Origin of the sequence: Pedobacter sp., from assembly GCF_041645105.1 — a bacterium.
GTDB lineage: Bacteria > Bacteroidota > Bacteroidia > Sphingobacteriales > Sphingobacteriaceae > Pedobacter.
Genome location: NZ_JBAZQQ010000001.1, coordinates 36,238 through 50,401, shown reverse-complemented (window position 1 = coordinate 50,401; position 14,164 = coordinate 36,238). Strand labels below are relative to the sequence as shown.

Annotated in this window: 10 protein-coding genes; 9 read left to right on the top strand and 1 reads right to left on the bottom strand. The window is 37.0% G+C overall.

Annotated features, from left to right (window positions below; translation table 11 throughout):
• Nucleotides 1-16 precede the first annotated feature (16 nt).
• The 4 genes from WC623_RS00165 (at nt 17) to WC623_RS00150 (ending at nt 3,997) form a co-directional block, all read left to right on the top strand.
• A complete protein-coding gene (locus WC623_RS00165) occupies nt 17-832 on the top strand; it encodes an alpha/beta hydrolase (protein WP_372847523.1) in 816 nt (271 codons plus the stop codon).
• 288 nt (nt 833-1,120) lie between these two features.
• Nucleotides 1,121-2,218, top strand: a complete 1,098-nt coding sequence (locus tag WC623_RS00160; protein ID WP_372847522.1) for a helix-turn-helix domain-containing protein — start codon at nt 1,121-1,123, stop codon at nt 2,216-2,218.
• Between the two features lie 194 nt (nt 2,219-2,412).
• Nucleotides 2,413-2,961: a hypothetical protein gene (locus tag WC623_RS00155; RefSeq protein WP_372847521.1), complete on the top strand. Its 549-nt coding sequence runs from the start codon at nt 2,413-2,415 to the stop codon at nt 2,959-2,961.
• A gap of 118 nt (nt 2,962-3,079) precedes the next feature.
• Nucleotides 3,080-3,997: a sugar phosphate isomerase/epimerase family protein gene (locus tag WC623_RS00150; protein ID WP_372847520.1), complete on the top strand. Its 918-nt coding sequence runs from the start codon at nt 3,080-3,082 to the stop codon at nt 3,995-3,997.
• A 62-nt stretch (nt 3,998-4,059) separates the two neighbouring features.
• Here the strand turns inward: WC623_RS00150 and ettA are convergent, their stop codons facing one another.
• Nucleotides 4,060-5,739: an energy-dependent translational throttle protein EttA gene (gene ettA / locus WC623_RS00145; protein WP_372847519.1), complete on the bottom strand. Its 1,680-nt coding sequence runs from the start codon at nt 5,737-5,739 to the stop codon at nt 4,060-4,062.
• 239 nt (nt 5,740-5,978) lie between these two features.
• On the opposite strand from ettA, the gene WC623_RS00140 reads away from it, so the two are divergent.
• From WC623_RS00140 to WC623_RS00120, 5 genes are all read left to right on the top strand, one after another.
• Nucleotides 5,979-7,622 carry an FAD-dependent oxidoreductase gene (locus WC623_RS00140; protein ID WP_372847518.1) on the top strand — a complete coding sequence of 548 codons (1,644 nt, stop codon included), beginning with the start codon at nt 5,979-5,981 and terminating at the stop codon, nt 7,620-7,622.
• Between the two features lie 425 nt (nt 7,623-8,047).
• Nucleotides 8,048-10,588 carry an ATP-dependent Clp protease ATP-binding subunit gene (locus WC623_RS00135; protein ID WP_372847517.1) on the top strand — a complete coding sequence of 847 codons (2,541 nt, stop codon included), beginning with the start codon at nt 8,048-8,050 and terminating at the stop codon, nt 10,586-10,588.
• A 209-nt stretch (nt 10,589-10,797) separates the two neighbouring features.
• Nucleotides 10,798-11,763, top strand: coding sequence for a formylglycine-generating enzyme family protein (locus WC623_RS00130; RefSeq protein ID WP_372847516.1), 966 nt, complete (start codon nt 10,798-10,800; stop codon nt 11,761-11,763).
• A gap of 35 nt (nt 11,764-11,798) precedes the next feature.
• Nucleotides 11,799-13,121, top strand: a complete 1,323-nt coding sequence (locus WC623_RS00125) for a Gfo/Idh/MocA family protein (RefSeq protein WP_372847515.1) — start codon at nt 11,799-11,801, stop codon at nt 13,119-13,121.
• Between the two features lie 33 nt (nt 13,122-13,154).
• Nucleotides 13,155-14,141 carry an FAD:protein FMN transferase gene (locus WC623_RS00120; RefSeq protein ID WP_372847514.1) on the top strand — a complete coding sequence of 329 codons (987 nt, stop codon included), beginning with the start codon at nt 13,155-13,157 and terminating at the stop codon, nt 14,139-14,141.
• The last annotated feature ends 23 nt before the right edge of the window (nt 14,142-14,164 follow it).

Below are 14,164 nucleotides of genomic sequence, written 5' to 3'. Positions count from 1 at the left end.
ACCAACAATAGTTTTTATGAAGAAAATTCTTTTTTTATGCTTTATTACGCTATTCAGCGTCCAACTTTCTTTTGCTGCTAAGGTAGATACAGTAGTAACCTATAGTGCCGCAATGAAGAAAAATATTAAAGCTGTAGTTATTACTCCTGATGGGTATACGCAGGCTAATAGTATGCCGGTCGTATATTTATTGCATGGTGCTGGAGGTTCATATTCAAATTGGATTTTAAAAGTGCCTGCTCTACAGCAGCATGCTGATGATTATAAGACAATAATTGTATGTCCTGACGGTAATGTAAGTAGTTGGTATTTTGACAGCCCAGTTGATCCGGAATGGAAATACGAAACTTATGTGGCCACTGAGCTTGTCAATTGGATTGATAAAAATTATAAAACAATTAAAGATCGTAAAGGTAGAGCTATCACAGGATTAAGTATGGGCGGGCACGGTGCATTGTATCTTTCCTTCAAACATCAGGATGTTTTTGGAGCAGCAGGAAGTATGAGTGGGGGTGTGGATATTACTGGTTTTCCATTAAACTGGGCTCTAGCAAAAAGATTGGGGGACTATGATAAAAATGCGGCACGATGGAAAGAAAATGCTGTTGTGAATATGACTCATTTGTTGGTTCCCAATAGATTGGCCTTAATCATAGATTGTGGTAAAGATGATTTCTTTTACAATGTAAATATGAAATTACATGAGGAATTGCTTTACAAGAATATTCCGCACGATTTTATCATCAGACCAGGTGCTCACAATTGGGAGTATTGGGACAATGCAGTAAAATATCAACTTCTGTATTTTAACAGTTTCTTTAACCGTAAATAAAGGATTAGTATTCTGTAATCCTTTATTCAACTTATTGATTTGTTACTAAATAGATCAATTTTATAAAGACTACTGATAGATAGTTTTTCTTAACTGTAATGACAAAAAACGATTGCTAAAGTATATTTTTAATTTTATATTGTCCGAATTTAGAAAAATATTATACTTATTTAAAATAAAAACATATATCTTGCACCTTCAAATATGGGGGTTTTGGACTTTATTTCAAGTGTAAGTTGTTTTTTCTTGCTCTTGCTTCCGCTTCACTTGTTTTTTGCGAAACGTGGGGTGAAATTATTAAACCGTTTACTCTCAGTTATTTTTATTTCAAGATTTGGGCAGGTATTAGTCTTCTTGGTAGTAAGCTCTAATGAAAAGGCTATTTATCCTTTTTTTTGCCAGCTTTTTATTCCGGTTTATTATGCTGCCCCTGCTTGTTTTTATCTGTATGCGACTGGCTTTATTGCTGGTCGTACTCGACTTCAGAAATTTGAGTGGTTTCATTTTGTTCCATTTTTTCTGGCAATTGTACATGTATTACCCTGGTCTTTTTCTCCCGCTGTTAAATGGGATGCCATTGTCGCACAAATTCTGGAAAATAAACAGCTTTTTATCACAGAACAGAGCGGACTATTTCCATCCTGGTTTTATTACCTCGGTAGGCCTTTTCTATTGCTGGCTTATTTGGTTGCGACCTGGGTTACTGTTTTGAAGTCAAAGGTTATTGATGAAAAGGTTAGTGCTGATGGTAAAAAATGGATCTACTTTTTTTTAAGGACGGCGACTTTTTTTCAGTTGACAAGCTTTTTCCCTTTGGTCATCTGGAACTCAGAAGAACCTTTGTTTAATGCCTTGTTTATACTGTTTAATTGTGTGGCTCTTCTGGCAATTGTAATTTTTGTCATGCATCAGCCGAAATTATTTTACGGCTACTTGTTTGTAGCTGTGGACATGGAGGATAATGAAACTGTAGTAGGGGATGATAGAGAAGAAGTTAAGAAGCTCGCTAAGCCTGTCGTGTCAGCTAAGAAATTAAATCTCATGCCTGATCAGCTATCAGCCTATTCAGATTTGATGAAATCTTTTATGGAAAATAAAAAGCCATATCTTCAACCTAATTTTCAAATTGTTGATCTGGCTAATGAAATTAATATTCCTGTTCATCAGTGTTCTTTCGTAATCAATAATTTTTTGAAAAGGAATTTTCGCGACTGGATCAACAGCTATCGTATTGATTTTTTTATCAAGGAATATCCCCTTAAATCTAATAGAATGACTATTGAAGCTGTGGCTTATGAATCTGGTTTTAAGAGTCTGACTACATTTTATAATGCCTTTAAGAAGGAAACAGGCTTGATGCCAAAAGCTTTCTTTTCTCAGAAATAGGAGGTATAAATATCCCCGTTTTTATATAACCATTGAATCGTTGAATATTTCAGACTTGTAGATTTAACTGTTGTGATATTTTGGTAGATATATTTGTTCAATTTTCCTCGTATGGGTATTTATAGAGCCTAATTGAGCTTTATGCCGGCGCGTTAAAGATCAAGATCAGATACGAAATTAATAGGTTAGATGATATGATTATTGAAGAATTAAGACAACGGATAATTTTAAAAACAGGGTTATCAAATATTACCCCCCGCGACTGCCATTATATTTCAATGGATATCTATGAATCTTTAAATAGAAATATTAGTGTGACCACTTTAAAACGAGTGTTTGGCTTTGCCAAAAGTAAGTACCTTCCTTCTAAGTATACGATTGCAATCTTAAATGATTATGTCGACCAACCTGTATCAATTTCAATTTCTAGTATACCTGAATCTGAACATATTCGCTCATTTATCTTACCACCAGAAACTTCTTCTTTTCAATTAAGTGATGATATTGGTTTACATCCTCAAATAATGGTACTGGACGCTTTGGATGTTTTGCTCAAAAAGAATCAGGAGAGTTCGCCGCTTATCATTGCAGGAAAATGCTTGGGTATGGTTTATTTTAAAGACCTTATTCGTTTCTTAACCAGCGAGGATAAAATGAATGGAACGCTTTACCATAAATTTAATTTTAGTTTGCAAAGTGCTATAAATTTGCTGCAAACTGGGAATGTTGGGGCAATGCTGTAAAATATTAACTTCTGTATTTTAACAGTTTCTTTAACCCTAAATAAGAGTCTGAAATATTGTTGTAATGCGAAGTAATAGATAATTGCAAAAATTAATATCTTGTAGACCTTAAACATAAATGATGACAACAGATCGCAGAAGTTTTTTAAAAGATTTAGGTTTATTAACCGGTGCAGCGGCATTTGGTTCAATAATTCCATTAGAGGCATTTAGTGCAGGTAAAAAGGAGTTTTTCAAGATATCTCTGGCCGAATGGTCTTTGCACAAAACCTTATTTGCTAAGAAATTGAATAACCTTGATTTTCCTTTGAAAGCCAAAAAGGATTTCGGGATTGATATTGTAGAATACGTTAGTGTTTTTTTCGAGAATAAAGAAAAAGACCCTGCTTATTTAAAAGAGTTGAAAACCAGAACCAAGAATGAGGGCATCCAAAATCACCTTATAATGGTTGACCGAGAAGGTAATTTAGGAGATACTAATGATGCTGCCAGATTAAAAGCTGTTGAAAATCATTATAAATGGGTTGATGCGGCTAAATACCTGGGCTGTAAAACAATACGTGTAAATGCCGGAGGTAAAGGGACTGCCGAACAAGTAAAAGCCGCTGCTATAGATGGTTTAGGAAGACTAACGGAATATGGTAAGAAGCAAAAGATCAATGTGATTGTTGAAAATCATGGTGGCTATTCATCTGATGGTGCATGGTTGGTTGATGTGATTAGACAAGTAAATAGTTCTTATTGTGGAACATTACCTGATTTTGGAAATTTTGCATTAGGTGGTGGAAAAGAATATGACAAATACAAAGGTGTAGAAGAGATGATGCCTTATGCTAAAGGTGTAAGTGCTAAATCAATGAACTTTGCTGCAAATGGTGATGAAAGTGATATTGATTATTATCGTATGTTCGAGATCATTAAAGCTGCAAAGTGGAGCGGACTTGTTGGAATTGAATATTCTGGTAAGGGGCCTGAGGATGAGGGCATCTTAAAGACAAAAGTCTTATTAGAGAAAATATTACAACGTTATAAATAAGAAAAACATAAAAGACCGGTACCGCTTATAAGCAATACCGGTCTTTTGGTATAAATGGAGATTTAAACCAGTTTTTTATATCTGATACGATGAGGTGTTACATCACCAAGGCGTTTTTTGCGGTTTTCTTCATAATCGCTATAATTCCCTTCAAAGAAGTAAACCTGAGATTCACCTTCGAAAGCAAGGATATGTGTACAGATACGATCTAAGAACCATCTGTCGTGGCTAATTACTACTGCACAACCACCGAAATTCTCTAAAGCCTCTTCTAATGCTCTAAGTGTATTTACATCAATATCGTTGGTCGGCTCATCCAGTAATAATACGTTGGCACCTTTTTTCAAGGTAATTGCCAGGTGTACACGGTTACGCTCACCACCTGAAAGAATACCTACTTTCTTTTGCTGATCGCCACCATTAAAGTTGAACTTAGATACATAAGCTCTTCCGTTTACGGCTTTATTACCAAGCTGTATGTTATCGAGGCCATCCGTAATATTTTCATATACTGTTTTTTCAGGATCTAAATCATTGTGCATCTGATCTACATAGCCTAGTGCTACAGTTTCTCCAACGCGGAAAGTACCTGCATCAGGAGTTTCCTGTCCTGTGATTAATCGGAACAAGGTCGTTTTACCGGCACCGTTTGGCCCAATAATTCCAACAATACCAGCTGGAGGTAATGAGAAGCTTAGGTTCTCAAATAAAATCCTGTCGCCATAAGCTTTAGTTACTTCATTGGCTTCGATGACTACATTCCCCAACCTTGGTCCGGCTGGAATAAATAGCTCCAGTTTATCTTCTCTTTCCTTGCCATCCTCAGAAGCCAGTTTGTCGTAGTTTGATAAACGTGCTTTAGATTTTGCATGTCTGGCTTTCGGTGCCATACGCACCCATTCCAACTCACGTTCCAAGGTTTTTTGACGCTTACTTTCAGTTTTTTCTTCTTGTGCAAGGCGTTTTGCTTTTTGGTCTAACCATGAAGAGTAGTTTCCTTTCCACGGAATACCTTCGCCTCTGTCTAACTCAAGAATCCATCCCGCTACATTATCCAGGAAGTACCTATCGTGGGTTACTGCAATAACAGTTCCTTTATAATTCTTTAAAAATTGCTCTAACCAGTCGATACTTTCGGCATCAAGGTGGTTGGTAGGCTCATCTAATAATAATACATCAGGTTCTTGTAACAGTAAACGGCACATAGCAACCCTTCTGCGTTCACCTCCAGACAAGACGCTGATTTTGGTTTCCGGATCAGGACAACGCAATGCGTCCATCGCACGCTCCAGCTTAGAGTCCAATTCCCATGCATTGACAGCGTCAATTTTGTCTTGTAACTCACCCTGACGAGCCATTAATTTATCCATTTTATCTGGATCTGAATAATTCTCTTCTAATCCGAATGCTTCATTAACTTCTTCATACTCTTTTAAGATCGCTGTGATTTCGGCAACACCTTCCTCAACTACTTCTCTAACTGTTTTGCTATCATCTAATATTGGTTCCTGTGCAAGGTAACCTACAGAGTAACCTGGAGAGAAAACTACTTCGCCCTGAAAAGATTTATCAAGACCTGCAATGATTTTTAATAAGGATGATTTACCTGAACCATTTAGACCAATAACACCAATCTTGGCACCGTAAAAGAAGGATAGGTAAATGTTTTTTAAAACTTGTTTCTGAGGGGGGTAAATTTTGCTTACACCCGCCATTGAAAATATTATTTTTTCGTCTGACATATTTATATGATATACTTTACTGCCTAAAAAAGGCATTGATTACTTAAGCTATAATATGGTTGGACATTTTTAATGTCCGGCACGCAAAGATAAGGAAGCAAAGGGCATTAAGCAAGCTCATCACTACCACATCAGGGCCTCTTTAAGTAGATTTGTTTAAATGTGTAATGCTTTCTTTAATTTTAAAGATTGTGTAGTATTGTATAATTAACAAAATCAACTAACCAAATTTATAAAGTATGAGGAATAAATTAGCAGCCTTAGTGCTGTCTGTTACCTTATTGGCCAGTCCGGCCTGGTCTCAAAAGAAAATTTATGATGCGGATATTGTCATTTATGGTGGTACATCTGCTGCAGTAACAGCTGGAGTGCAGGCAGTGAAATTAGGCAAGTCTGTTATTATTGTTTCCCCTGACATACATCTTGGTGGTCTATCTTCTGGTGGACTTGGCTTTACTGATACTGGAAATAAAGAGGTTATTGGTGGATTAGCGAGGGAATTTTATCATCGCATCTATATGCATTACACTACCGATGCTGCATGGAAATGGCAGAAAAAAGAAGGATATGGTAATAAAGGTCAGGGCACGCCGGCAATTGATGGTAATGAAAGGACTATGTGGATTTTTGAACCTCATGTGGCAGAAAAGGTAATGGAAGATTTTGTGAAAGAAAATAAACTTAATGTGCATCGTAATGAATGGCTTGACAGGAAAAAGGGTGTTCATAAGATAAACGGAAAGATATCATCCATTACTACTTTAAGCGGTAAAAAGTTCAATGGTAAGGTATTTATTGATGCAACTTATGAAGGTGACTTGATGGCTGCAGCCAAAGTAAGTTATCACGTTGGAAGGGAAGCCAATAGCGTGTATGGAGAAAGCTGGAATGGTGTTCAGACAGAAGTATTTCATCATGGACATTATTTCTCAAAACAAATAGATCCTTATAAGGTGCCTGGTGATAAGAAAAGTGGATTGCTCACTGGCATCTCTAAAGATGACCCAGGGAAAAAAGGGGAAGGTGACCAAAAATTGCAAGCGTATTGTTTTAGATTATGTTTAACCAACTATCCTGAGAATAGAATTAAGTTTCCAAAACCAGACCGTTACAATCCTGCAGATTATGAGTTGTTGGTTAGGATATTTCAAAGTGGTTGGAAAGAATTATTTGATAAGTTCGATCCCATTCCAAATAGGAAAACTGATACAAATAATCATGGGCCTTTTAGTATGGATTATATTGGTATGAATTACGCTTATCCTGAAGCCTCTTATAAAGAGCGTCAAAAGATTATCAAAGAACATGAAAACTATCAGAAGGGTTTACTGTATTTCATGGCAACAGATAAACGTGTGCCTAAAAATTTACAGGATAGACTGAATAACTGGGGCCTGGCAAAGGACGAGTTCAAGGACAATGGGAACTGGCCACATCAATTGTATATAAGAGAAGCAAGGAGAATGGTGAGTGATTATGTGATGACTGAGCATGAAATTTTAAGTAAAAGAGAAGTACCAAATCCGATTGGTATGGGATCTTATACTTTAGATTCACATAATACACAACGATATGTAACATCAGCAGGTTTTGTTCAGAATGAAGGGGATATTGGTGTTAAAGCGCCTAAGCCATATAGTATAGCTTATGAAGCCATAGTTCCAAAGGAAAAAGAATGTACCAATTTGATGGTACCGGTATGTTTGTCTACGTCTCATATTGCTTTTGGTTCAGTCAGAATGGAACCTGTATTTATGATTTTAGGAGAATCAGCGGCTACAGCGGCTTCATTGGCAATTGATAACGGAGTAGCGGTGCAAAAAGTTTCTTATACACAATTGGAAAAAATGCTATTACAACAAAAGCAAAGGCTCCGCTTATAGCATGATTTTTTGATATGTTAATTAGTTAATAATCAGTAGTTGTAAGAATGTGAGATTGTTTGTTTTTATTGGTAGCTTTATAAGAGAAACATTATTTAGTCTGCCATTTTGTTAGGTATTATTGTTTTAGGCGGCATTTTTGACAGGGATCGGAAAATGAGAGATTATGATTACAATTAGCGTACAAATGGATTTATTTAACCTTTGAAGCCTGTTTACATCTAATCCTAAAGCTAATTAATTTTTCTTTTAATGTGCTTTGGTGTGTTTAAAGTCAGAATCCCGTAAGTTTTCTGATATACTGGCAGTTGTAACACATAAAATTAGGTGTATGGCTTAATTGTTGATAAATTAAAAAAAATGCGGGTGCATATTTATAAAACAATTTTTATAGTTTAGAGCATTCCCGAATTAGAAAGGTATATATGGAAGCTAAATTTTCACCACAAGTCAAAGATGTAATCTCCTTTAGCAGGGAAGAAGCCCTGAGATTAGGTCACGATTACATAGGCGCGGAACATCTATTGTTAGGCCTTATTCGCGAGGGCGATGGTATGGCCATTAAGATATTGAAATCATTGGGTGTAGATACTTCAAAACTTCGTCGGTCAATAGAAGATTCGGTTAGAGGGACATCTAGTGTTACAGTTAATCTTGGCAATATACCCTTAACCAAGCAAGCAGAAAAAGTTTTAAAGATCACTTACCTGGAGGCGAAAATCTTCAAGAGTGATTTGATAGGTACAGAGCATTTACTGCTTTCTATACTTCGTGATGATGATAATATTGCATCACAGATTTTACTACAGTTTAACATCAATTACGAGATATTTAAACAGGAGGTTGAAGTGAATAAAAACGGCTTTAGAGATGAAACGCAAAATAGCGCATCAACCGGTGGTGACGATGATTATCGCGAAGAAGAAGCGTTTAGCAGTCCTAAAAAAGTATCTGACATTAAATCTAAGACTCCGGTATTAGATAATTTTGGAAGAGACTTAACAAAAGCAGCTGAGGAAGGTAGATTGGATCCGATTGTTGGTCGTGAAAAAGAAATTGAGCGTGTATCGCAGATTTTGTCACGTCGGAAAAAGAACAATCCTATTCTGATTGGTGAGCCAGGTGTGGGTAAATCTGCAATAGCAGAAGGATTGGCATTGCGCATTGTTCAACGCAAGGTGTCGAGGGTATTGTTTAACAAACGTGTAGTAACATTAGATCTTGCTTCACTGGTTGCAGGAACTAAATACCGTGGACAGTTTGAAGAGCGTATGAAAGCAGTGATGAACGAATTGGAGAAATCTACAGATGTCATCTTATTCATTGATGAGATTCATACTATTGTTGGTGCAGGTGGTGCTTCGGGATCGTTGGATGCATCAAATATGTTCAAACCTGCATTGGCTAGGGGCGAAATACAATGTATTGGAGCTACAACGCTGGATGAGTATCGTCAGTACATTGAGAAGGATGGAGCTTTGGACCGTCGTTTCCAAAAAGTAATGATTGAACCGGCTTCTCCTGATGAAACCATTGAGATTCTAAACCGTATTAAAGAGAAATATGAGGATCACCATGGTGTAACTTATACCGATGAAGCAATTAATGCCTGTGTGGCCTTAACTTCAAGGTATATTACTGACAGGTTCTTGCCAGATAAAGCAATTGATGCATTGGATGAGGCAGGATCAAGGGTTCACTTAACAAACATCCATGTTCCAGATAATATTATTGCTATCGAGAACAAGATAGAAGAGATCAAAGTAGAAAAAAATAAAGTTGTTAAAAGTCAGAAATACGAAGAAGCTGCTAAATTAAGAGATACTGAAAAGAATCTGTTAGAAGAACTTGATCGTGCTAAAGCAGAATGGGAAGCAGAAACAAAAACAAAACGTTATACTGTTTCTGAAGACAATGTTGCCGAAGTTGTTTCAATGATGACTGGTATTCCTTTACAGCGTGTTGGACAAACAGACAGTGCTAAACTGTTGAATATGTACGATACTGTAGCTACTAAGATTATTGGACAGGATGATGCCATTAAGAAATTAACTAAAGCTATTCAACGTACCAGGGCTGGATTGAAAGATCCTAAAAAACCTATCGGTTCATTTATTTTCCTGGGCCCAACTGGTGTAGGTAAAACAGAATTGGCTAAAGAGCTTGCCCGTTTCATGTTTGATAGTGATGATTCACTGATTCAGATTGATATGAGTGAGTACATGGAGAAATTTGCGGTATCACGTTTAGTAGGTGCGCCTCCGGGATATGTGGGATACGAAGAAGGCGGACAGCTGACTGAAAAAGTACGCAGAAAACCTTATGCAGTAATCCTATTAGACGAGATTGAAAAAGCACATCCTGATGTATTTAATATACTTTTACAGGTATTAGACGAAGGACAGCTTACTGATAGCTTAGGTCGTAAGGTAGACTTTAGAAATACAATTATCATCATGACATCTAACATTGGTGCACGTCAGTTGAAAGATTTTGGACAAGGGGTAGGTTTCTCTACTTCTGCAAAAACGAATCAAGCTGATTCACACTCAAGAGGTGTAATTGAGAATGCTTTGAAACGTGCTTTTGCTCCTGAGTTCTTAAATCGTGTAGATGATGTAGTTGTATTCAATACTTTAGGTAAAGAAGAGATTTTCAAGATTATTGATATCGAATTGAAATCTTTGTTTGGACGTGTTCATAATTTAGGTTATGAAGTTAAGTTAACAGATAAGGCTAAAGAATTTATTTCGGATAAAGGCTTCGATATTAATTTTGGTGCCAGACCACTTAAACGTGCTATTCAGAAATATCTGGAAGATCCAATTGCTGAAGAGATCCTTAAAGGTGAAATTCATGAAGGTGATATTTTGGAAATCGATTACGATAAAGAAAATGATAAGATCGTTGTAGAAAACAGAAGTCCGGGTAAGAAAAAGAAAAAAGAAGAAGGAAGCGTAGAGTAAAATACCGGATCTACAAGAAGAAACCCTGATAAGCGAAAGCTTGTCGGGGTTTTTTTGTTTGATTAAATAAGCATAATTGGCAACTTAGTGTGTTTTTTACACAATTTGTGAAATTATGTTTGGTTAGATTTTGGTTATTAAAATAAATGCCTCTATTTTAGATATTAAATAGGTTAGGAAAATATCATTTATATCAAAAATCATTATTAATGAATTTTAAATTATCATTGGCATTGCCGCTGATTATCTGTGTCTTTCAGACATCGGCACAAGAAAAGCAGGAGGGCTACACTCAGCAGATAAATGGCACAAAACTAAGCTTTGAAATGAAAGCTATTCCGGGTGGTGAGTTTTTAATGGGGAGTAAAAAAGGGAAGGCCGATGAGCTGCCAGTACATAAGGTCAAGCTTGATCCTTTCTGGATGGGTACATATGAAGTAACCTGGGATATATATGAGCCTTTTTTATATAAAGACTATGAGACTACACAAAGCATTGGTGCTGTTCCGGCAAATGTTGATGCAGTAACAAGACCAACAAAGCCATATTTGGATATGACTTTTGGTATGGGTAAGGAAAATCATCCTGCTTTGGCTATGACACATTATAATGCTATTCAATTCTGTAAATGGTTGTATGCACGAACAGGTGTATTTTATCGTTTGCCAACAGAGGCAGAATGGGAATATGCGAGTCGTGCCGGAAATACAACTGAATATTTTTTTGGTGATGATGCTTCGACATTAGGTGAGTATGCCTGGTTTAAAGCAAATAGTGAAGGTAAAACCAGTGAGGTGGGGAAAAAGAAGCCAAACCCATGGGGATTGTTTGATATGTATGGAAATGTGGCTGAATGGACATATGATCAGTATAAAGCAGATTTCTATGCCAGTGTAAAAGGTGACAAAGCAAATAACCCTGTTTCTGTTCCTGAAAAGTTATATGCAAACTCAATCAGAGGGGGATCCTATGAAGATGGACCAAAAGAGTTACGTTCTGCTGCTAGACTGGCATCAGATCCAGTATGGAAACAGCTGGACCCTCAGATACCGAAAAGTAACTGGTGGTTTCCAGAGGCACCATTTATTGGCATGCGGCTGGTTAGACCTGTAAAGGTTCCGTCTCAGGCTGAAATTGATGCTTATTACAATAGAGCTCCAATTGCTGATTATTAACAAGACACACAATTCAAAACCAAATATAGACGAAAATGAACAATGACAATCTTAGTGAAAATAAACGCCGGGAATTCCTAAAAGCTACTGCATTAGTTACAGGAGGTGTTATGTTAAATCAATTTGCATTTGCAGGTGGTCATTCCTCTACTGATGATACCATTAAAATTGCTTTAATTGGTTGCGGTGATAGGGGGACCGGAGCCGCATTTCAGGCTTTGAGTACTAAAGCTAACCTGAAATTGGTAGCCATGGCAGATGCTTTTGAAGATAGGTTAAACAACAGTTATCAGAAATTGTCTGAAAGGTTTAAGGATAAAGTTGATGTGCCAAAGGATCGTAGATTTGTAGGTTTTGATGCTTATGAAAAAGCGATAGCACTAGCTGATGTAGTACTGTTGGTAACTCCTCCAGGATTCAGACCGATGCACTTTGAGGAAGCCGTAAAACAAGGCAAACATGTGTTTATGGAGAAGCCTGTAGCTGTTGATGCACCAGGGGTACGCAAGGTTTTAGCAGCAGCGGAAATTGCGAAACAGAAAAAATTAAATGTAGTTGTCGGTTTACAACGTAGATACCAGACCAATTATAGAGAAACAATTAAACGCATCGAGGATGGCGTAATCGGTGATATCGTTAGTGGACAGGTGTATTGGAACAGTGGTGGTGTTTGGGTTAAAAAACGTCAGCCAAACCAGACTGAAATGGAATATCAAATGCGTAACTGGTATTATTTTAACTGGTTGTGTGGAGATCATATTGTTGAACAGCATGTACACAATATTGACGTTGCCAACTGGATTAAAAATGCTTATCCTGTATCCATACAAGGAACCGGAAGTCGTGCCTGGAGAACAGGGAAGGATTACGGAGAGATTTATGATAACCATGCGGTAGAGCTTACTTATGCTGATGGTTCGGTAATTTATAGTCAATGTCGCCATTTTGAAGGTACTTCAAACCGTGTTGATGAGACATTTCAGGGTACAAAAGGGCGTACATATATGTCTGCAGGACATAACGGTGTACTATGGAATAGCAAAGGGAAAGAAATATTTAGTCACCCGACAAAAGGTAATGCCAACCCTTATCAAACAGAGCATGATGAATTATTTGATGCTATTAGTAAAGGACAATTTAAATTCTGGGATGCGGAACGTGTTGCTAAAAGCTGCTTAACTGCAATTATGGGGAGGTATGCTACGTATTCTGGTCAGATCATTAAATGGGATACTGCATTACAGGCAAATAACAGCTTAATGCCAGATGTTTTAGACTGGAATGCAAAACCAAAGTTATTGCCTGATGAAAACGGTCTTTATCCAGTTGCTATACCAGGTAAAACAAAAGTTCTGTAATTCTGAGTGTTCTATATAACTAAATATCTTTTTTTGTTATTCCCGCTGATCGTTTTTCTTTTTAATGGAAAGAAGAACGATCTGCAGGAGTACAATATTCATGGTTATGCCCAGGGTACAGATTATTCTGTTAAGTACTTTGCTGCAGATAGCATAATTACCAAATATGCTGTAGATAGTATTTTGAGCGTAATAGATTCTTCTATGTCGCTTTATAAGCCTTATTCCCAAATTGTCAGGTTTAATAAGTCGAATGATGGATTAGATCTCGACCCACATTTTGCTGCTGTAATGCGAAAGTCTTTTGAAGTGTTTAAAGCGACAAATGGTAAGTTCGATGTCACCGTTGCGCCATTAGTTCAGGCCTGGGGTTTTGGACCTAAGCGAATTGATAAATTCCCGGATAGTGCTGAAGTTAAGCAAATATTGCACTGTGTTGGTATGAGCAACCTATATTTAAAAGGGAACCGTCTGACAAAATCTAAGCCTTGTATTAGTGTAGACCTGAATGGAATAGCTCAGGGCTATAGTGTTGATGTACTTGCAGACCACTTAATAAAAAAGGGGATTAAATCTTTTGTTGTTGAGATTGGAGGAGAGTTGAGAATGAAAGGCCCGAAGCCTGATGGATCATCTTTGCGAATTGGTATTGAAGGACCTGCATTAACATCTAATGCGGAACCTGTAATCAGACATGTGATCAGCATTAATAAGGGAGCAATTACTACTGCAGGTAATTACAGAAAGTTTCTGCAGAAAGGATCTGGAAAGATAGCACATCTAATAGATCCTAAAACAGGTTATCCTTTAAGCAATGCGCTAATTAGTGTAACGATCTACGCAGAAGATGCCATTACTGCTGATGGTTATGATAGTCCAATTATGGCTATGAATGTTAGGGAAGCACTCGATTTTGTGAAATCGAAAAAAGGCATGGAAGCCTATATTATATATCACAAAAAAGATGGTAGTGTTGCCGATACCCTAACAAAGGGTTTTAAAAAAATGATTGTAAAATAATCATTTTAATTTGTAATCAAACA

Bases quoted from the DNA above. Each gene is read 5' to 3' on its own strand.
- WC623_RS00140 (WP_372847518.1), top strand. From the start codon at position 5,979: ATGAGGAATAAATTAGCAGCCTTAGTGCTGTCTGTTACCTTATTGGCC.
- WC623_RS00125 (WP_372847515.1), top strand. From the start codon at position 11,799: ATGAACAATGACAATCTTAGTGAAAATAAACGCCGGGAATTCCTAAAA.
- WC623_RS00130 (WP_372847516.1), top strand. From the start codon at position 10,798: ATGAATTTTAAATTATCATTGGCATTGCCGCTGATTATCTGTGTCTTT.
- ettA (WP_372847519.1), bottom strand. From the start codon at position 5,739: ATGTCAGACGAAAAAATAATATTTTCAATGGCGGGTGTAAGCAAAATT.
- WC623_RS00135 (WP_372847517.1), top strand. From the start codon at position 8,048: ATGGAAGCTAAATTTTCACCACAAGTCAAAGATGTAATCTCCTTTAGC.
- WC623_RS00150 (WP_372847520.1), top strand. From the start codon at position 3,080: ATGATGACAACAGATCGCAGAAGTTTTTTAAAAGATTTAGGTTTATTA.
- WC623_RS00165 (WP_372847523.1), top strand. From the start codon at position 17: ATGAAGAAAATTCTTTTTTTATGCTTTATTACGCTATTCAGCGTCCAA.
- WC623_RS00155 (WP_372847521.1), top strand. From the start codon at position 2,413: ATGATTATTGAAGAATTAAGACAACGGATAATTTTAAAAACAGGGTTA.